This window comes from Vibrio sp. 10N.222.52.B7, from assembly GCF_041474275.1.
GTDB classification, from domain to species: Bacteria; Pseudomonadota; Gammaproteobacteria; order Enterobacterales; family Vibrionaceae; genus Vibrio; species Vibrio crassostreae_C.
In genome coordinates this window covers 43,530-61,981 of the sequence record NZ_JBFRTU010000019.1, presented here as the reverse complement: position 1 = coordinate 61,981, position 18,452 = coordinate 43,530, and the positions used below count along the sequence as shown (strand labels likewise).

Below are 18,452 nucleotides of genomic sequence, written 5' to 3'. Positions count from 1 at the left end.
ACCGGATAAGTGTAACTTGATGGGTTCAAAGTATAGTTTACAAAACACTATATGTGTCAGTATAAGGTCATAGTTTAGTATGGATTTCACGAGCCAGGCGACAAATTAATCGCTTATTTTTGAGAGAGTAAGCGTAATTTTGAATGTGTAAGGAGGCATGGTGGAGCAGTTAGAGTTTTTCCAAGTTCCAAGCCCTTGCGTTGGGGTTTGTTCAAGCGATGACAAAGGCTATTGCAACGGTTGTATGCGCAAGAGAGAAGAGCGCTTTAATTGGATGTCGATGACACCGTCAGAACAATTGCACGTGATAAAGCTGTGTCGTCAGCGCTATAGAAGAAAAATAATGAATCAAAAAAACTTGATTGGTAAGCAGGTCGATGAAGAGGGAAATACCAGTCCCCAAAGAGATCTTTTTGGCTAAAGAGGAAGTATTTAGATTTTATTTAACTCCGAAGTAACTATTACTTTACATAATGGTTGGGGTGTAATATTAAAGTAGGTACCTTTGTACCTGAAGGAGTGGTGTCGGTATGAATAAAAAGAACGTAAAAATCAAAAAAGAGCCAGTCAAAGCACTTGACCGAAAACCGATCGGGGCAAAAGATGACCCTGAAGAGACTCCGCGTGATTGGCATTCGATGTCAGAAGAAGAACGAATGGAAATCCTTTCTCACCTCTCAGACATGCCTTTCCAATAACACCACTGGTTCTTCAGAGCCTTTCTTAAAGCTCAGTTTTCAGAAACAAAAATGTGATTAAACAAACATGTGATTCGCTTTCGTTACACCACGATGGTACGTGCAAAATGTATCATCGGCCTCGGTGGTTTTACTGTGAATCTTAATGTTTGTGATCACTTCTACCGCCCCTGCATCGTAGCAAGCTTGTTCTGCTTTTTTAACGATATCGAGTAATTGGTTGAGTTCACCTTTCATCGTAGTTTCCATCGCACCGACTTGGAAAGGCACATCGGCAGCTTTCACAACTTCAATGGCTTTATCAACCACTTCGAAGTTGTTGCCTTCTTTAACGCGAGGTATCACTTGGAAGGCAACCATCACTTCTTTTTCTCTTTTTAACTCAGACACTTTCTGCTTACTCTAGGATAGGGAATTGTTGCAGATGATAGGTTAATTCGGAGACGAATTCTACAGCGATTATGCTGGTTGGATTACTCTCTTTGTCCTACTTGTTACCCCAGTGGTCACTTACCCAACCACCTATGTGCTCATCAAAATGACTGCCACTGAACCTCTGGTTGCGTTCAACCGAAGTATCACAATCATCTTTATTATCTATTAGGGTTTGTATGTAGTTTGCCATCGGGTCATTGGAACGTTGACGATCTCGGCGAGTTGCCACTTCCTTAATCAGTTGTAATCGATATGTAGAGCTAGCACGTTTCATTTCAATGACCTCCTGTTGTAGACACTAATAGAAAAATCTAGTTGCTAGATATAGGGGCGTCAACGTGATTTAAGAGTATTTTTTTTGAGCAACCAAGAATCAATACGTTGGCATCATAATTCACAAAAGTGTCATTTAAGTTGGCAACTTTAGGGAAGTTTTTGGGTGTGAATTTGTATTTTGTTGCATATAAAAAAGCCCAGTACAAACTGAGCTGACCATTCTATTTCTGGTTACTTAGAGTTATTTCTGGTTACTTAGAGCTATTTGGTTTGCTTTTAAATTGCTTAATGCTTTTCTTTTTAGCTGTTCTTCGATTGGCCATTTTATCTTTAGGTGGACGCTTGCGAGCGGTCGTTTCAGATGCAGGTTTGTCGGTAACCGGGAAACCCTCTAATGGTTGCAGCACTAACGGCTTATTGGTCAAGGTGCGAATCGCATTGAGGTAGTCAGTTTCGCTGTGGCTAACCAGAGAGACCGCGCAGCCAGTACTTCCTGCTCTTGCTGTACGACCAACGCGGTGTACGTAAGTTGCTGAGTGAGAAGGTAATTCGAAGTTAATTACGACAGGTAATTGATCAATATGAATGCCTCTAGCCATCACGTCTGTCGCGATAAGCACACGAGTCTCGCCATTTTTGAAACTTTCTAATGCTTGCTCTCGTTCTTCTTGGCTCTTATTTCCATGTAACGCACTCACACTGATTTTGGCTTTATTCAATCGTTTGGTTAATGCATCGGCATTGTCTTTTGCGCCAATAAATACCAATACTTGCGGCCATGTGTGTTGATTGAGTAGTGCGATGAGCGCTTGAGCTTTACTGCCTTTGTTCACTAAATACAGGGTTTCTTCAATAGCCGCGACCACGCTGTTTTCTTGATGTGTCGTGACCTTAACTGGATTTGAAAGAAGCTCTTCAGCCTGACCTACTAATTCGGGCGGAAGTGTCGCAGAGAACAACAGTGACTGACGTTTGCTCGGTAGTGCTGAAGTAATCGCTTGAATATCTGGCCAAAATCCCATGTCGATCAGGCGGTCGGCTTCATCAAGAACCAATGATGAACACCGAGCTATATCCAGTTCATCACTTTTGATTAAAGCAAGTAGGCGGCCCGGTGTGGCGATGGCTAATTGTGGTTTAGTCGATAATTGTTGCTGTTGATCATCAGTATTTACGCCGCCCGTTAGCGTTACCAATTTGATATTGAGCGTTGTCGCGATCGGTTCTAAAGATTTGGTCACTTGAGATGCAAGTTCACGGGTTGGAACAATGATCAGTGCTTGCAGTTCATTCACATCTTGGTTGATGTTATTCAGTAAAGGTAAGCCGAACGCCAATGTTTTACCGCTGCCCGTTTGAGCCAATGCGAGTACGTCTTTCCCCGCAATAATGGTAGGAATTACCGCTTGCTGTATCTCTGTCGGCTTATTGAATTGAGATGAGAGCGCGGAGACGGTTTTTGCGTTAAGGGTTAGGCTATCAAATGACATAAATGAACCAAGTATCAAAAAGGAGGTGGAGTCTATCAGGGCTACAAATGTTAGAGAATCAGTTTTGTATGTTAGACGATAAACACATTCATTATACGCGCGAATTATGTCTGTTAGCTATACGCGATAATTAAGCGTTTATCATATTGTAATGGCACTGAATGGACGTACAATGTCCGCCCTAAAAATGTTCATGAAATGAGATCGAAATGTGTTGGGACAGTATCTGGCTGTTTATCGTTATCGTGTTTTTTATTGCCATTATCCCGGGCCCAAATGCGCTGTTGGTATTAAGCACAGCCTTAACTCAAAGGAAGCTGTTCGCATTTGTGAACGTGTTGGGCGTGTCATGTGGTTTCTTTTTTCATGCCTTTATCTCGGCTAACGGCATAAGCTTATTACTGTCGAACACTCCCATGGCCTTTGAAGGGCTAAAGTGGGCTGGGGTTTTGTATCTTGTCTGGCTTGGGTATAACCATTTTCGTGCGGCGCTGCGCGCTCAAGAGGGCGTGCTCTCTGTGGTGAGCGCATCGGGAAGTAAGCTATATCATCAGTTTTTCAAAGGGCTTCTCACTAATCTACTGAATCCTAAAATTGTCCTGTTTTATCTTTCTATATTCCCTCAATTTGTTTCAACAGATGCGATTGTGACAGACAGTTTGATACTTGGTGCAATTCAAGCGTCAGTGGTGTCGATGTGGTTCTTAGTTGTGATCTTAATGGCGGATACCTTTAAGCGCTTGTTAGTTCAAAAGCGCACCTCGCAAATGGTGAACATTGTGTGTGGGATTCTATTCGTGGGCTTCAGCATTCAGTTGGCATTGTTTCAGCTTTAGGGTGCGATGCGAAGAATTGGGTTTTTAGCTATTGGTTCAGTTCATTTCCGGCTTAGTTCTCGTTTCCATCTTAGTTTTCATTTCCGATTCAGTTCTCATTTTTTACTGAATGCTAAGCAATCCGTGTTTCTCTGTATAAATCTCTAAAGCATTAGCTCGGGAAGTCGATATAATTATTAGCTATCAATTTGGTGAATGTGTTTATTTGAGACCAATTGAAGCTACAGCCTATTGCTTGACCGAAATAACAGAGACAGGGAGTCACTAATGCGTGAAGATTCATTCACCCAGAAACGCAAATATTACCGCTTAAAGTACCCTCAAAAGGCTCGTCCGGTGATGCGAATTAAGGATGAGCTTTTTCATGTCAGCGAAGTTTCTGAAAAGGGTGTACGCCTGATGATGCGTAACATCATTCCGGTTTATCGTGGCTTTTCAATGGCCGGCACCTTGAGGTTGCATGACAACAACAGTATCGATATTAGCGGTGCTGTATTGCGACAAGAAGGTGACGAAGTGATCGTTCAGTTATCACAAGGCCCAAGCTTCAAAGATATGGTGTCTGAACAACGCCACATTAGGCAAAGATACCCAGTGTTTTTTGCTAGCCTCAGAGTGGCATAGAAAGCTTTTAAAGTTAGATTCACTCATCCAAGCCGATATTAAAAAACCAGCACTTTCACAAGTGCTGGGCTTTGTTCTATCTATAGCCCAGATTCTTATAAACCAAAGGCGATACAGGTAAAGCTAATGAGCTTAGTTCGCCTTATAGCTCGTCTACTGTAGCCCAAACTGCGGCTAGCATGTCGTGACCAAACGCGACACTTCGTTCTGGAGACCAGCCGTAAAGTTCGTCAGCGTGACTGATGTGATCTTTAAATGGCATCTCGACGGTGTAAGCCAAACACTTGAATTGCTCACCAATCCAGTTTGTGCCAACTGTCATGTTTGCTTTGCCTGGTTCGTCTTTATCGTAACCAAATTCATCTTGGAACTCTGGCGTGATAGTGAGCAGTGCTTGCTTGAAGTGGCTCTCTAGCTTCGCGATGCGCTCGTTGTAAGAAGGTGTGCCTTCGCTACCTGCTACAAAGTTATATGGAATCGCTTCGTCGCCGTGAATATCTAGACACAGGTCAACGCCCGTTTCCAGCATACGCTCGCGAACAAGGAATACCTCTGGGCTGCGTTCCATAGAAGGTGATTGCCATTCACGGTTCAGGTTTACGCCAATCGCGTTAGTACGCAGGTGACCGCGGATGCTGCCATCTGGGTTCATGTTTGGTACAACTCTGAACACAACGCTGTCTAGAAGAGAGCGACCAACCGTATCTGTTTCATCAAGTAGGCGTTGTAGCAGGCCTTCGATCAGCCATTCAGCCATCGTCTCGCCAGGGTGTTGGCGACCAATAACCCAGATGTTTTTCTTCTCTTCACTTGGCTCGCCGATGGTTAGCAAAGTGATGTCGTTGTTGTCTAGCGTCTGACCTAGAGTTTCAAGCTTACAAGCAGGGTGCGTTTGAGCATTGTGCAGAAGATCTTGGTGACGATCGTATGAGTACGGCGCGAAGTACGCGAAGTACATTGAATCGTGTTCAGGGATGATATCGAAGCTTAATGTATCGCCATCGAACTGAGATGGGATACGGAACCACTCTTCACGGTCATACGATGCAACTACATCGTAATCTTTCCAGCCTTCAGGGTAGGCAGATGTTGCCAATTGACCGATTTCAAAGTGGTGAGCTTGTTGAGCTTCACTTTCTAAGCGGAAGTGAAACCACTGAGAGATTTCAGTTTGGTAGTCTGCTGGGATAGTCAGTTGAATGTTTTGTGGTGAATCTGCAGAAACGACGTGAATGTTGCCGCTTTCGAAATTGCTGAAAATTTTCATTGTAGTTTTTATCTCGTAGTTGAGTTGCCGTAAGACTAGCACACTTTTTTTCGAGCAAACCACTAACTAAATCGGAATGAGATGTTATTTCAACTATCTACTTTTTAGTTCTCTACTTTGAGCAGTACTTCCTATCTATCGACGCTGACAAGTTGTACACCCACGACAGGCTGAACGTGTGTGGCGATCTAACTTGCTGCGTTGAACCTTACAATAAGCGTTTTTCAGCGCTCTTCGTCCAGAGAACCAATCATCGGGTTTTGACAGGATCAGATAACCATTAAAGCGTTTCATAAGCTCGACTCTATTTTGGTCGATGAACTTGCTATCAAAGCCAATCTCAAAGTAATCAAGCGCTTGTTCGATGGCAGTGAAACTCGCTATTTTTTGTTGGAATTCTGTTTGGCTCATTGAGTGAGGAGTTTATGAAAAATAGATAGCCAATATTGTAATAGATTTACAATTTACTTCTTTGACTTAGAAAGCCGTTTTGTCTCGTTGATGTTGGATTAATCAATAATGAATATTTAACCGCTGCCTCTTATTTGGTGGGTGATTGTATCTGGTGGGGAATAATTTCGTGAAGTGACCTTGGGTTCTCATAAAGGTTCAATTTTTGTTCCTCAGAATGCGATTTATGATCCAAATCAAACTGATCTACCCCTAAAGTACTATTCTGATCTTAATTGTAACCAATTGTTGAAGATGATTAAGAATTATGACAATAAAAAAACGTTATATCGCACTAATAGCGGCGGTTGGTATAGGTATTGGCTGGTTAACCTTAGGGGGAACTGCAGCCGTTATGCACTATACATCGAGCACTGAGTTTTGTGTTTCTTGCCACACAATGGAAGCACCCCACAAAGAATACCAAGGTTCTGTACACTTCAGTAACGCAAAAGGCATTCGAGCTGAATGTGCCGATTGCCACATTCCAACTGATCCGATTGACTACGTGATCACCAAAGTAAGAGCGTCCAAAGACATCTACCACGAATTTATTTCAGGTAAGATAGACACGCCTGAGAAATATGAAGCACACCGTGAAGAGATGGCTGAGACAGTTTGGGCTCAATTCCGCGAGAATGACTCAGCGACTTGTCGCTCTTGTCACGAATTCGATGCAATGGAAGAGTTCGAGCAATCTCGTGATGCAGCAAAAATGCATGCTTATGGTCGTGAAAATAACCAAACGTGTATCGATTGTCACAAAGGCGTTGCACATTTTGCTCCTGAAGCTCAGCTAGATAGCAAAGCGTTCGATACCCTGATCGCATTTACGAAAAACACGCCAGCAGATGCGAAAGTGGTTTACCCAGTAACCGATATCGCAATGGGTGACTTCGGCAGTGTAAACCCAACAGCAGAACTGCAAGTGGTTAAGGCTGAAGGCGACAACCGTACTGTGACTTTGAATGCATTCCAAATGAAAGGTGCAGAGCAAGTGCTTTACTTCGGTGAAGGCCAACGTGCAATCGTTGCGACATTGACAGACAAAGGTCAAGAAGCACTGACTACTGGTGACTATAAAGCAGATGCTTATGGTAACGAGTGGCGTTCAGTTGCGCTAACGGGTGATATCACTTCTCCAGTTGTCGATAAACTAGACCCAATCTGGTCTTACGCAGAAGAGTTGGACAACGTTTACTGTGCAACGTGTCACGCGAAAATTCCTTCAAACCACTTCACTGTGAATGCTTGGGGGCCTGTTGCGAAAAGTATGGGCGACCGTACAGACATTTCTGAGCAAAACCTTGAGCTGCTGACTAAGTACTTCCAAAACCACGCGAAAGACGTTGTTGGTCACTAAAGAGAATTAGAAGGATAAAATTATGACTAATATGACACGTCGTGGATTTATGAAAGGCACAGGTATTACAGCTGGTGCGTTGGCATTCACATCTTTGACGCCGATGAGCGCAATTGCTTCGGACAAACGTGGTTCTGGTGTTCTAACATCAGGTCGTATGGGACCAATGCTGTGTGAAGTGAAAGATGGCAAGTTAGTGTCGACGACGAATGCACTGGCACAAACGGTTCCAAATAGCCTGCAGACCACAGGCCCTGATCAAGTACACACCAAAGCGCGTGTTAAGTACCCTATGGTTCGTAAAGGCTACTTGGCTAACCCATCTGCACCTGAAGGTGTACGTGGTAGTGATGAATTTGTTCGTATCTCTTGGGATGAAGTGTACAAATTGATTCACCAACAACACTCACGTATTCGTCAAGAGCACGGTGCGGAATCTGTATTCGCAGGCTCTTATGGCTGGCGTTCAAGTGGTGTTCTGCACAAAGCGCAAACGCTTCTACAACGTTACATGAGCATGGCTGGTGGTTACTCTGGTCACTTAGGTGATTACTCAACAGGTGCTGCGCAAGTTATCATGCCGCACGTTGTGGGTTCGATTGAGGTGTATGAACAGCAGACGACTTACCCAGTTATCCTTGAGCACAGTGATGTGGTGGTACTTTGGGGCCTAAACCCAATTAACACCTTGAAGATCGCTTGGAGCTCAACCGACTGTGCAGGTCTTGAGTTCTTCCACCAGTTGAAGAAGTCGGGCAAGACAGTGATTGCGATTGACCCAATGCGCTCTGAGACTATCGAGTTTTTTGGTGACAACGCAGAGTGGATTGCTCCTCACCCAATGACTGACGTAGCCATGATGATGGGTATCGCACACACGTTAGTGAAACAGGGCAAGCACGATAAAGAATTCTTGGGTAAATACACAACAGGTTACGACGTATTCGAAGCTTACTTGATGGGTAAGGAAGACGGCGTAGAAAAATCTGCTGAGTGGGCGTCTGAGATCTGTGGTGTGCCAGTGAAGCAGCTTGAGCTACTTGCGGATATCTTCAGTAAGAACCGTACTATGCTGATGTCTGGCTGGGGTATGCAGCGTCAACAATACGGTGAACAACGTCACTGGATGTTGGTTACGCTAGCGACAATGCTAGGTCAAGTTGGCTTGCCTGGTGGTGGTTTCGGTCTTTCTTACCACTACTCAAACGGTGGTAACCCTGCTCGTGATGCAGGCGTACTTCCTGCGATTTCAGCGTCACTTGGCGGTGGTTCTTCGGCGGGTAACGATTGGGCTGTTTCAGGATCTGTGAACGCATTCCCTGTAGCGCGTATTGTTGAAGCGCTAGAAAACCCGGGTTCAAGCTACCATCACAATGGTCACAACCTAACGTTCCCAGAGATCAAAATGATCTGGTGGGCAGGCGGTGCGAACTTTACTCACCACCAAGATACCAACCGCTTGATCAAAGCTTGGCAAAAGCCTGAGCTGATTGTTATCTCAGAACCTTACTGGACAGCAGCAGCTAAGCACGCGGATATTGTTCTGCCAATTACTACATCGTTTGAACGTAATGATATGACGATGACGGGTGACTACAGTAACCAACACTTAGTGCCAATGAAGAAAGTGGTTGAGCCACAAGGTGAAGCTCGTAACGATTTCGATGTATTTGCGGACATGTCTGAGTTACTTGCTCCGGGTGGTCGTGATGTGTACACCGAAGGCAAGACCGAGATGGAATGGCTGTATGGTTTCTACAAAACCGCACAGCAAGGTGGTCGTGGTCAGCGTATCGTAATGCCTAACTTCAGCAAGTTCTGGGAAGATAATCAGTTGATCGAGATGAAGTGGAACGAGAAGAACGCACAGTTTGTTCGTTACGCTGATTTTCGTGAGAACCCAATCATGAACCCACTAGGTACACCAAGTGGCAAGTTCGAGATATTCTCAAGAACCATTGAAGGTTACCAACTAGATGATTGCCCTGCACACCCAACTTGGTTAGAACCAACAGAGTACACAGGCAACGCTAAAGATGGCGAACTGCAACTGATGACAGCGCACGCCGCGCACCGTCTGCATAGCCAGTTCAACTACGCGAAGATCCGCGAAGAGTATGCGATTGCAGACCGTGAACCGATTTCAATTCACCCTGAAGATGCGAAAGCTCGAGGCATTAAAACGGGTGACTTGGTTCGTGCACATAATGGTCGTGGACAAGTATTGGTGGGTGCATTAGTGACGGACGGCATCAAACAAGGCTCTGTATGTATCCATGAAGGCGGTTGGCCTGATTTAGATAAAGAGACAGGCCTATGTAAAAACGGTGGCTGTAACGTGCTTACGTTAGATATCCCGACTTCTCGTTTGGCGAATGGCTGTGCTGCAAACTCTGCGCTTGTGAAGATTGAAAAATACACAGGTCCAGTATTAGAACTCACGGCATTTGATCCACCTAAAAACGGCTAATCTTTAACAAGTAATAGCTAACTGAATGAAGCCAGCCTAATCGCTGGCTTTTTTTGATCCTTTTCTTGCGATGAAGACTATTACTCAATGTCGGCTAGACATCCCATAATAATCAATGACATCTAAGCGAGAAGTAAGCTCATGAATCGAATCAATCCAAAGAAACTACTTCGCAGTAAATGGACGGCCGTTAGCCCAATAAAGAAAGAAAAACACTTCATGGTCACAGAGGTCGAGTTTGAAGAAGGGGAGGTCATTCGTTGTTTAATAGAAGCGGTGATGACCAAACGAGAGGAAGACATCAACTGGCGGGATCTCACCGACAAGGATCATTGGCTTCCCGGTTGGAAATAAGGATAGCAAGTAGGGAGCAGTCGGTCACCTCTACTTATTTCTAATTACCCGCTGCTGCACGCCCTTGCCAGTATTTAAGGCCTTCTAAGACACCCTCAGCATGTGTTGCTCTACTCGTGTATACGTTGTCTCTATCCGATAGGTGAGCAACCTCTGGGTAATGGTTAGCAACCAGTATCGAGTTTACGCCTTCAATGGTGAGCATTGAGGTGTCGTTAGCTGAGTCACCTGCGACGCACACTTCTGCAACGCTCAAATCGTGTTGTTCGAGTAGGTGGTGAATCGCAGTCGCCTTGTTTACGCCTTTTGGTGTGATATCTAAGTACCAATCATGAGAGTAAGTCAGGTGAACATCTAATCCGTGCATCTCCAAGCTAGATTCAATCAGTTCGTGTTGAGGCTCTGAAAGCTTTCCTTCAAAGGTGATCTTGTAATCGCCTTGATGGTTTTCTATGCGTTCACCCATAAAATCAAGGGGGGCGAGAGCCGTCTCTACCCTTGATTTGTTCCAAGAAGCTTCCAGTTGGTTATGCCAAACATGGTCTGGTTTTTGGGAATGAACATGATGAATTTTGGTGCCCACATCGCTAATAATACTGTGTGGCTTCGGGTAGTTATCCGATTCTAAACCCATTCGAATCGAAGGTAATGTTCTTCCTGTCGCGATGATAAAGCGAATATCAGGTTGTTCTGTGAGGTAATCAAATAGCTGGTTAACACCGTGAGATGAGCCTCCATCAAGCGTACCGTCAAAGTCACACACCAACATTTTTATCATTCGAATTCCTTGTCTTTTTCTCTATTTCGTCACGGGAAAATGCTTATTTCTTTTATAAAGAATGGCTCAGCAATGAGCACTCTACAAGTTGAAGTTCAGCTTAGATAATCACCAATTGACAGTTTGCAGCAAGTATCACAGTTGGTGTGACGTATTAAAATTCTTGGTTGAAAAGGTTGATTTCAACTCGCTGACTTTAGCCGGTTGACCTTTGGTTTTTAGGTAGAGATTGAGAGTTGATCTTATATTTTTTACCGAGCGAACTTTCGCCTCGGAAACATCATGAAAGCTTAATAAATAGTTCGTGCTCGAATTATTTGTGCACGAACTAATTATGGCTTTTGTTGGTTCATTCATCCTATTAATCACTCTAATGTAAAATTAATATTCAATAATCTACGACTACGTAATACATAATATTGGCCGTACGCTTATCTAATTTATCCCTTTTATTATCAGTAGCTTGCTTTGTTTTTGCTTATTTTTGGTCTTGTTGTTGCTGGTCTGGTTTCAGTCTGTTGCCTTGTTTTACCGAACGAAGAACCTTGATTTACACGTGTCAATTACTTAGAGTACTAATTGTTTTTCGGGTTTAAATAACCAATTTAAGTTTAAATAACTGATAAAGGATTAGATTACATGGATCCCATACTGGAAGTTAAGGGACTGTACAAGGTGTTTGGTGAAGACACCGACCGTGCTTTTACAATGATTAATGAAGGCGCAAATAAAGATAAAGTTTTCGAAGAAACAGGGCTAACGATCGGCGTTAACGATGTTTCTCTTAGTATTCAAGAAGGCGAGATTTTCGTCATAATGGGACTGTCAGGATCTGGCAAATCAACCCTAGTACGCCTTCTTAACCGCTTGATCGAACCTACCAAAGGCAATGTGCTTCTTCGAGGCAAAGACATTGCCCACATCTCAGAAGATGAACTCCGCGAAGTTCGCCGCAACAACATCTCCATGGTTTTCCAAAATTTCGCTTTGATGCCGCATATGACGGTTATCGAGAATGCCGCGTTTGGTCTAGAGCTTGCGGGTGTTGAAGTTGAACAACGAAAGCAATCAGCACTTGAAGCACTTGAGCGTGTTGGCCTTGGCTCATATTCAGAATCTTACCCAGATGAGTTGTCTGGTGGTATGAAGCAGCGTGTTGGTTTGGCTCGTGCACTAGCATGTGACCCAGATATCTTGTTGATGGACGAAGCGTTCTCGGCGCTCGATCCTTTGATTCGTACTGAAATGCAAGATGAGCTTATTCGCCTTCAAAATGACGATAAACGAACCATTGTTTTTATCTCGCATGATTTGGATGAAGCGATGCGTATCGGTGACCGAATTGCGATTATGCAAAATGGCGAAGTGGTTCAAGTCGGTACTCCAGACGATATTCTTAGTAACCCAGCGAATGATTATGTCGAAGCTTTCTTCCGTGGTGTGAACGTAGCAAGCGTACTTACTGTGAAAGACATTGCGCGTAAGAAGCCAGCTGCGGTATTTAAAAAATCAGAACACGATGGCCCAGCGTCCGCTCTACAAATTTTGATGGATAACGACCGCAAGTACGGCATCGTAGTTGAGAAGAGCAGCCGTTACTCCGGCATTGTCTCTATCGACTCGCTTCGTAAAGCCCACAAAGAGAACAAATCACTCATCAGCGCACAGCTCGATGATGGACTAACGCTGAACCCTGATTTACCAATCAATGATGTGCTTGGCCTAGTTGGTGGTGTGCCTTACTCAGTGCCTGTTGTGGATGAGCAAGGTAATTACTTTGGCGTGGTGACTAAGTCACGACTGTTACAAACATTGGATAAGGGGTAGATCATGTCGTCTGAACAAACAAATAATGACCCATGGTCTCAATCGGCTCCTCCAGCTCAACCTGCAAGTGATCCTTGGGGTCAATCCGCTGATACCTCACCGTCAGCGGATTGGTTAAGCAGCGAAACCGTTGAAACGACACCTTTTGATCCACTTGACCCTTTTGCAGAGGCTGTGCTGCCTGTTGACACTTGGGTTGAGTCTGGACTGAATTGGTTAGTTGAGCACGGACGCCCACTATTCCAGGCAATCCGTGTGCCTATCGATTTTATCCTAAGTTCATTTGAAACGGCGTTGGTGTCTACGCCAGCACCATTCATGTTGATCATCTTGTTTCTAGTGGCATGGCAGTTTTCAAACTTGAAGCTTGGCGTTGCAACGGCCGTATCTTTGACTTTCATTGGCTTGATTGGCGCTTGGTCTGAAGCAATGACCACATTGTCACTGGTCATGACATCCGTATTCTTCTGCCTATTGATTGGCTTACCCATGGGGATATGGCTCGCTCGAAGTAACACGGCGGCTAAATTCGTGCGCCCAATTTTGGATGCTATGCAAACCACACCAGCCTTCGTTTATTTAGTACCGATCGTCATGTTGTTTGGTATCGGTAACGTTCCGGGTGTCGTGGTGACCATCATATTCGCACTTCCTCCTGTTGTTCGTTTGACCATCTTGGGTATTCAGCAAGTTCCGGAAGAATTGATCGAAGCGGGTCACTCATTCGGTGCAAGCAAAAAGCAGATGCTTTACCGAATTCAACTGCCACTTGCATTACCAACTATCATGGCGGGCGTGAACCAAACACTGATGTTGTCGTTATCGATGGTGGTTATCGCATCAATGATTGCGGTAGGTGGTTTAGGTCAAATGGTACTGAGAGGTATTGGCCGTTTGGATATGGGACTGGCCGCTGTTGGTGGTTTAGGCATCGTTATCTTAGCCATCTTATTAGACAGAATCACCCAAGTACTGGGTGTCAATGCTGGTAATACAAAATTACGCTGGTATCGCATGGGACCTGTTTCCCTTGTACTGAATGTACTTAATCGCGGTAACAAATCAGAACTTCAATTAAGGAAAAACACCAATGAATAATTCATGGAAGAGTAAACTCGCAGTAAGCATCGTTTCTACATTAGCGGTATCGACTAACGTGTGGGCAGCAAGCCTACCGGGTGATGGCGTATCAGTTCAGCCTGTTCAATCGTCTGTAGCGGAAGAGACATTCCAAACATTGATCGTTAACCGTGCTCTAGAAGAACTGGGTTATGACGTGAAATCAACTCAAGAAGTGGACTACAACGTAGGCTACACCTCGATTGCAAAGGGTGACGCAACGTTCCTAACGGTAGGTTGGTTCCCGCTTCATGCTGATAAATACACAATGGCAGGTGGTGATGAGAAATTCTACCGTGAAGGCCAATATGTAAGCGGCGCTGCTCAAGGTTACCTAATTGATAAGAAAACGGCTGAAAAGTACAACATCACCAACATTGGTCAATTAACTGATCCAAAAATCGCGAAGCTGTTTGATGCGGACGGTGATGGCAAAGCAGACCTAACAGGCTGTAACCCAGGTTGGGGTTGTGAGATGGTGATTGAACACCAACTTTCAGCGTTCAAACTGGACGATACGGTAACTCACAACCAAGGTAACTACGCTGCAATCATTGCAGATACAATTTCTCGTTACCAAAAGGGTGAATCAATCCTTTACTACACGTGGACACCTTACTGGGTAAGTGGCGTATTGGTGCCTAACGAAGATGTAGTTTGGTTAGAAGTTCCTTTCTCAGCACTTCCTGGCGAGCGTTCGAACGTGGATACGACGCTATCTAACGGCAAAAACTACGGCTTCGAAATGAACTCAATGCGCATTATTGCGAATAAAGAGTTTGCTAAGAACAACCCATCAGCAGCGAAGCTTTTTGAAATCATCAAACTTAACATCAATGATGTAAGCGCTCAGAACATGATGATGAGTAAAGGTAAGAACAGCTCTGCGGATATCGAAGCGCACGTAAACGGTTGGATCAAAGCGAACCAAAGCACGTTCGATGGTTGGATTACAGAAGCGAAGAAAGCAGCACTGTAACTTTGACTTGTATTTGTTCTGTCTTACCAGACACTTTGATTTGAAATGATGAGCGTGTTGAGTGATTGTGTAGAGTCACTCAATCACCTTCAAACCAAGTGAAAGGGCGACAAGAGTGAACATTATAAAGCCAGCAGTCCATTTGGATTGCTGGCTTTTTGTTTTCTGTTTCTATTTTTGAGCTTCTAGCTGTTAATTACAGCTCTAGCGTTCGCCTTGAACTTCGAAGTTGTCGCTGACTAAGCGAGCGCAGCCATCGGCTTCAAGTGCCCAGTGTTCATGATGTACAACGCCAAACGCTTTGTTCATTGTCCAACTCGCGGTAAGAATGTAACCGCCGTCTGGGTGCTCTTCCCATTTTACATCGGTGTAATCAACGTCTTTGAAACCTTGGTCGATGATGTTTTGCCAAAATGCTTGAATCGCTTCATGACCTTCAAAAGTACCAAATGGACGCGCTTCCATTACGCAGTTCTCTGTATATTGGTCTGCACAACCTTTCGCGTCTTGGCTGTTGAATGCTTTTTGCCATGCGTTAATGCCTTGCTTACACGCTTCTAATACTTGATTGTTTGACATTGTTTTCTCCATAACAGTCTTCTTTGAAACACTGTGTTTTTGATTGGGTTATCTCGATAAGTTGAATACAGTTTAGCTTTGGTAATTAACTTGAAAAACAGAGATAATAGAAAATACTGTTTGTAAAAAGAGAACAATAAAATGAGTAAGCTAAAGCAGATGTCGATTTTCGCTCATATCGTGGAACAAGGCTCAGTATCGGCCGCGGCTGAAAAACTAGAGTTGTCTAAATCTGTTGTCAGTCAGCATCTAAAAATTTTAGAGCAAGAGCTCGGTGCTTCGCTTCTTAAACGAACAACGCGAAGACAAACCTTGACCAGTATGGGGGAACGTTTCTATCTAAGCTGTAAGGATATTAATGTAATCGCCGAATCGGCATGGGATATGGCGAAAGCTGAGTTGGAAGAACCCCAAGGTCGGATTCGTATTACTGCTCCAAATGCACTGATGGACTTGTTGGTTGCGCCTGTTATTGCGGATTTAATGAAGCAATACCCGAAACTAAAGCCTGAGCTGATCAGTGATGATCAACACTTGGATTTCATGGATCACGATATTGATCTCGCGGTACGAGTGGGTAGCTCGCGCGACAGTAATCTTAAGCAGAAACGGTTAGGCGAGTTTAAAGACGTGTTGTGCGGCGTAGAAAGCATGCGAGAGCGTGAACTTGAATCAATTCCTTATATTGCTAACTCATGGCAGGGAAAGCAGGTGACTCATCATTTTAGTTCTCAAACTGAGCAGGACTTTGTCTACCAACAGCAAGCTAGTTGCGTCACCAATTCGTTCCACAGTTGCCTTGCTCTGATTAAATCAGGTGTTGGTATCGGTGTGATTCCAGATTTCTGCATTCCTCAGTTATTTGGTGATGTTGTCGACGTGCTGCCAAGCTTTGAATTACCCACCAACACGGTTTATGCGCTAAATCCATTCGCTTCAAATACGCCTATCGCCATTAAGCTGTGTATCCAAGCGTTGGAAGAAAAGCTTAAGCAGAATTTAGTATAAGCTTTCTATCGTTGGTAAAATCCGGTGCTTAACCATATTTACTAATAAAAGAAATAACATGTTTATTACTCAGTAATTCGATCTTGTCGATAGTCAGTACGCAATAGCGGTAGTTTTTGTTTTTGAAGGTGATGTTCGACTTTTGTTCTGTTGGTTCTGAAAACTTCCATATTTCAAATCCAAGGTTTTTCATCAGCTCCAATGCATTTGGGTTTTTGATCATCATAGAGAATTTCTTGATCTTAGTATTGCTTGCAAGAAGCTTCATATCGGAAATCAGGTTCGCAATAGATTGTTCGCGCTTCTCAGAGTGACCGCTAACCACAATGTAATTTAAGTTCTGGTTAGAATCTAAAGAGCAAGCTTGCTTAATATGTAGATGCTTATTTTGGTATTGCTCGAACACCTCTTCGTTGAAGAAAAAACCTAGGCTATGACTAACAATATCGCCATTAACATCGACCATTTTTCTGCCATGCGCCTTTTTTTCACTGCAATAGAGAAACAGATCTATGGTATCAAGGGCTGAAGGATCCATCTTTGTATATTGTGAAATCAGCTTTATTCTATCTATTACTGCTTTGTCATTCTGATCTGTCATTAGTGGCATGATCTGACAGTCGCAGCCTTCTTCTATTTCCCCTTTAGAGATAGACGATATTCGGCTTTGAAACGAAAAGAACCTCTCACGAAGGAAGTCTTCAAGTAATGCACTGTCTTCGTTATCTTCTGAATCAAAGGATTTCAACGTTGTATACAAGTCCAGACCAAGGCAGTCCAATAGCTTTAGGGCTTTGTAATTACTTGGTTTTACTTTGCTATTTTCCCATCGATTTATCGTTACGACATCTACAGAGCTGAATTCATCATCTAAGTGATTAATGTATGCCGCAAAATCCTTTTGCGTTAACTTCAATTTTTTGCGCGCTTCGCGCAGTAATTGCGGAAATTTCATCATGGTAGAATATTCATTTTTGATTAGTGACATTACGTTCCGATTAGTCAGATAGTCTATTTTATCAATCGTTAATATACAGTAGCTATAATATTTATTTTTGAATGTAATATTACATTTTTTAGCAGAAGGTTCTGAAAATTTAAATACTTCAAACCCCACACTCTTCAAGAGTCTCATCATATTGGGGTCTTTTACTAAAACAGAATATTTTTTAATGTTTTTGTTCTGAGAAAGTAACTGTATATCTGAAACTATATGCTCAATAACATGATCTCTTGTCTCTGAGTGTGAGCTTATATTAAAATAATTTATGCTTTTGCTTGAATTTAAAGAGCAGGCCATTCTTAGATCTAGCTCTTGAGTTTTTAATGTTTCAAATTGATGGTCTTCAAAGAAAAAGCCTACGTTGTGACTCACAATGTCACCATCTACATTGATCAGTTTGTGACCATGTGCTTTTTTCTCACAGTAGTAGAGATATAAATCAATTTGGTCCAATGGCGAAATATCGACTTTTGTGAATTTAGAAAGTAGTTTGATTCTGTCGATAACGCCAGTGTCACACGGCTCTGACATTAAAGGCAGTGACTTAAAGTTGCGTTTGCCTTGTTGTTGATTCAGGCCTGATAGAGCTGAAATTCTACTTTGAAATGAGCCATAGGATTCGTTTAAAAACAGTTCGATTAACGTGTCTTTTTGTTCGGAATTAAAGCTCCTTATTGTCTCAAACAAATCTCCGCCAAGGTACTGTAATATCTTGAGTGCTTTGTATGTACTAGGCTTTACCTTACTGTTTTCCCAACGATTTATCGTTACGACGTCAACCGCATTAAACTCGTCGTCCAGCTGATTTAAGTAGGTTGCAAACTCTGTTTGTGTAAATTGAAGTTCCTTTCTGAAGTTACGTAACAACTGTGAAAACTCACTCATTAAAACATTAA

General features: G+C 43.3%; 19 protein-coding genes. 11 read left to right on the top strand and 8 right to left on the bottom strand.

What is annotated here, in order from left to right; genetic code table 11:
* Positions 1–157: 157 nt before the first annotated feature.
* Together AB4512_RS07495 and AB4512_RS07490 are read left to right on the top strand one after the other, a co-directional pair.
* Entirely contained in the window at positions 158–421 is a 264-nt protein-coding gene (locus AB4512_RS07495; RefSeq protein ID WP_017060324.1) for a DUF1289 domain-containing protein, read from the top strand.
* A 109-nt stretch (positions 422–530) separates the two neighbouring features.
* On the top strand, positions 531–698 hold the full coding sequence (locus AB4512_RS07490) for a hypothetical protein (protein WP_017060325.1): 168 nt from the start codon (positions 531–533) through the stop codon (positions 696–698).
* A gap of 57 nt (positions 699–755) precedes the next feature.
* Here AB4512_RS07490 and AB4512_RS07485 read toward each other — a convergent pair whose 3' ends face one another.
* From AB4512_RS07485 to AB4512_RS07475, 3 genes are all read right to left on the bottom strand, one after another.
* Positions 756–1,058, bottom strand: coding sequence for a thiamine-binding protein (locus AB4512_RS07485; protein ID WP_017065764.1), 303 nt, complete (start codon positions 1,056–1,058; stop codon positions 756–758).
* Positions 1,059–1,185: 127 nt separating this feature from the next.
* Positions 1,186–1,407 carry a hypothetical protein gene (locus AB4512_RS07480; RefSeq protein WP_017057116.1) on the bottom strand — a complete coding sequence of 74 codons (222 nt, stop codon included), beginning with the start codon at positions 1,405–1,407 and terminating at the stop codon, positions 1,186–1,188.
* 253 nt (positions 1,408–1,660) lie between these two features.
* Positions 1,661–2,899 carry a DEAD/DEAH box helicase gene (locus AB4512_RS07475; protein WP_017071932.1) on the bottom strand — a complete coding sequence of 413 codons (1,239 nt, stop codon included), beginning with the start codon at positions 2,897–2,899 and terminating at the stop codon, positions 1,661–1,663.
* Between the two features lie 209 nt (positions 2,900–3,108).
* On the opposite strand from AB4512_RS07475, the gene AB4512_RS07470 reads away from it, so the two are divergent.
* Positions 3,109–3,735: a LysE family translocator gene (locus AB4512_RS07470; RefSeq protein ID WP_372174700.1), complete on the top strand. Its 627-nt coding sequence runs from the start codon at positions 3,109–3,111 to the stop codon at positions 3,733–3,735.
* Between the two features lie 267 nt (positions 3,736–4,002).
* On the top strand, positions 4,003–4,359 hold the full coding sequence (locus AB4512_RS07465) for a hypothetical protein (RefSeq protein WP_017060329.1): 357 nt from the start codon (positions 4,003–4,005) through the stop codon (positions 4,357–4,359).
* Positions 4,360–4,501: 142 nt separating this feature from the next.
* On the opposite strand, the gene AB4512_RS07460 is transcribed toward AB4512_RS07465, so the two are convergent.
* Positions 4,502–5,626 carry a M14-type cytosolic carboxypeptidase gene (locus AB4512_RS07460; RefSeq protein WP_136974637.1) on the bottom strand — a complete coding sequence of 375 codons (1,125 nt, stop codon included), beginning with the start codon at positions 5,624–5,626 and terminating at the stop codon, positions 4,502–4,504.
* 135 nt (positions 5,627–5,761) lie between these two features.
* Positions 5,762–6,037, bottom strand: a complete 276-nt coding sequence (locus tag AB4512_RS07455) for a nitrogenase-stabilizing/protective protein NifW (RefSeq protein WP_102333174.1) — start codon at positions 6,035–6,037, stop codon at positions 5,762–5,764.
* 307 nt (positions 6,038–6,344) lie between these two features.
* On the opposite strand from AB4512_RS07455, the gene AB4512_RS07450 reads away from it, so the two are divergent.
* The 3 genes from AB4512_RS07450 to AB4512_RS07440 all read left to right on the top strand — a co-directional run bounded on the left by AB4512_RS07450 (position 6,345) and on the right by AB4512_RS07440 (position 10,263).
* Complete coding sequence (locus AB4512_RS07450) at positions 6,345–7,439, top strand: NapC/NirT family cytochrome c (protein WP_017060332.1); 1,095 nt, start codon at positions 6,345–6,347, stop codon at positions 7,437–7,439.
* A 22-nt stretch (positions 7,440–7,461) separates the two neighbouring features.
* A complete protein-coding gene (locus AB4512_RS07445; protein ID WP_017071931.1) occupies positions 7,462–9,909 on the top strand; it encodes a molybdopterin guanine dinucleotide-containing S/N-oxide reductase in 2,448 nt (815 codons plus the stop codon).
* Positions 9,910–10,050: 141 nt separating this feature from the next.
* Positions 10,051–10,263 (top strand): TIGR02450 family Trp-rich protein, encoded by a 213-nt coding sequence (locus AB4512_RS07440; RefSeq protein WP_017071930.1) that lies wholly within the window; start codon positions 10,051–10,053, stop codon positions 10,261–10,263.
* Positions 10,264–10,303: 40 nt separating this feature from the next.
* On the opposite strand, the gene AB4512_RS07435 is transcribed toward AB4512_RS07440, so the two are convergent.
* Positions 10,304–11,041, bottom strand: coding sequence for an HAD-IIB family hydrolase (locus AB4512_RS07435; protein WP_017068049.1), 738 nt, complete (start codon positions 11,039–11,041; stop codon positions 10,304–10,306).
* Positions 11,042–11,680: 639 nt separating this feature from the next.
* On the opposite strand from AB4512_RS07435, the gene proV reads away from it, so the two are divergent.
* The 3 genes from proV to proX are packed head-to-tail and all read left to right on the top strand — an operon-like array spanning position 11,681 to position 14,966.
* The gene (proV, locus tag AB4512_RS07430; RefSeq protein WP_372111044.1) at positions 11,681–12,868 is read left to right on the top strand and encodes a glycine betaine/L-proline ABC transporter ATP-binding protein ProV; all 1,188 of its coding nucleotides are present in this window, start codon (positions 11,681–11,683) and stop codon (positions 12,866–12,868) included.
* Positions 12,869–12,871: 3 nt separating this feature from the next.
* Positions 12,872–13,966 carry a glycine betaine/L-proline ABC transporter permease ProW gene (gene proW, locus AB4512_RS07425; protein WP_102333175.1) on the top strand — a complete coding sequence of 365 codons (1,095 nt, stop codon included), beginning with the start codon at positions 12,872–12,874 and terminating at the stop codon, positions 13,964–13,966.
* Complete coding sequence (gene proX, locus AB4512_RS07420) at positions 13,959–14,966, top strand: glycine betaine/L-proline ABC transporter substrate-binding protein ProX (protein WP_017065955.1); 1,008 nt, start codon at positions 13,959–13,961, stop codon at positions 14,964–14,966. Before proW ends, proX begins: the two co-directional genes overlap by 8 nt.
* A 204-nt stretch (positions 14,967–15,170) precedes the next feature.
* On the opposite strand, the gene AB4512_RS07415 is transcribed toward proX, so the two are convergent.
* Positions 15,171–15,545, bottom strand: coding sequence for a nuclear transport factor 2 family protein (locus AB4512_RS07415; protein WP_372111046.1), 375 nt, complete (start codon positions 15,543–15,545; stop codon positions 15,171–15,173).
* A gap of 141 nt (positions 15,546–15,686) precedes the next feature.
* Here AB4512_RS07415 and AB4512_RS07410 point away from each other — a divergent pair, with 141 nt between their 5' ends.
* On the top strand, positions 15,687–16,553 hold the full coding sequence (locus tag AB4512_RS07410) for a LysR family transcriptional regulator (protein WP_372111049.1): 867 nt from the start codon (positions 15,687–15,689) through the stop codon (positions 16,551–16,553).
* Positions 16,554–16,581: 28 nt separating this feature from the next.
* Here the strand turns inward: AB4512_RS07410 and AB4512_RS07405 are convergent, their stop codons facing one another.
* On the bottom strand, positions 16,582–18,441 hold the full coding sequence (locus AB4512_RS07405) for a helix-turn-helix domain-containing protein (protein WP_372111051.1): 1,860 nt from the start codon (positions 18,439–18,441) through the stop codon (positions 16,582–16,584).
* Positions 18,442–18,452: the final 11 nt, after the last annotated feature.

Coding starts and splice junctions, on each gene's coding strand:
- AB4512_RS07415 (WP_372111046.1), bottom strand. CDS start 15,545: ATGTCAAACAATCAAGTATTAGAAGCGTGTAAGCAAGGCATTAACGCA.
- AB4512_RS07490 (WP_017060325.1), top strand. CDS start 531: ATGAATAAAAAGAACGTAAAAATCAAAAAAGAGCCAGTCAAAGCACTT.
- AB4512_RS07440 (WP_017071930.1), top strand. CDS start 10,051: ATGAATCGAATCAATCCAAAGAAACTACTTCGCAGTAAATGGACGGCC.
- AB4512_RS07410 (WP_372111049.1), top strand. CDS start 15,687: ATGAGTAAGCTAAAGCAGATGTCGATTTTCGCTCATATCGTGGAACAA.
- proW (WP_102333175.1), top strand. CDS start 12,872: ATGTCGTCTGAACAAACAAATAATGACCCATGGTCTCAATCGGCTCCT.
- AB4512_RS07475 (WP_017071932.1), bottom strand. CDS start 2,899: ATGTCATTTGATAGCCTAACCCTTAACGCAAAAACCGTCTCCGCGCTC.
- AB4512_RS07405 (WP_372111051.1), bottom strand. CDS start 18,441: ATGAGTGAGTTTTCACAGTTGTTACGTAACTTCAGAAAGGAACTTCAA.
- AB4512_RS07445 (WP_017071931.1), top strand. CDS start 7,462: ATGACTAATATGACACGTCGTGGATTTATGAAAGGCACAGGTATTACA.
- AB4512_RS07455 (WP_102333174.1), bottom strand. CDS start 6,037: ATGAGCCAAACAGAATTCCAACAAAAAATAGCGAGTTTCACTGCCATC.
- AB4512_RS07460 (WP_136974637.1), bottom strand. CDS start 5,626: ATGAAAATTTTCAGCAATTTCGAAAGCGGCAACATTCACGTCGTTTCT.
- proX (WP_017065955.1), top strand. CDS start 13,959: ATGAATAATTCATGGAAGAGTAAACTCGCAGTAAGCATCGTTTCTACA.
- AB4512_RS07480 (WP_017057116.1), bottom strand. CDS start 1,407: ATGAAACGTGCTAGCTCTACATATCGATTACAACTGATTAAGGAAGTG.
- AB4512_RS07450 (WP_017060332.1), top strand. CDS start 6,345: ATGACAATAAAAAAACGTTATATCGCACTAATAGCGGCGGTTGGTATA.
- AB4512_RS07465 (WP_017060329.1), top strand. CDS start 4,003: ATGCGTGAAGATTCATTCACCCAGAAACGCAAATATTACCGCTTAAAG.
- proV (WP_372111044.1), top strand. CDS start 11,681: ATGGATCCCATACTGGAAGTTAAGGGACTGTACAAGGTGTTTGGTGAA.
- AB4512_RS07495 (WP_017060324.1), top strand. CDS start 158: ATGGTGGAGCAGTTAGAGTTTTTCCAAGTTCCAAGCCCTTGCGTTGGG.
- AB4512_RS07435 (WP_017068049.1), bottom strand. CDS start 11,041: ATGATAAAAATGTTGGTGTGTGACTTTGACGGTACGCTTGATGGAGGC.
- AB4512_RS07470 (WP_372174700.1), top strand. CDS start 3,109: ATGTGTTGGGACAGTATCTGGCTGTTTATCGTTATCGTGTTTTTTATT.
- AB4512_RS07485 (WP_017065764.1), bottom strand. CDS start 1,058: ATGGTTGCCTTCCAAGTGATACCTCGCGTTAAAGAAGGCAACAACTTC.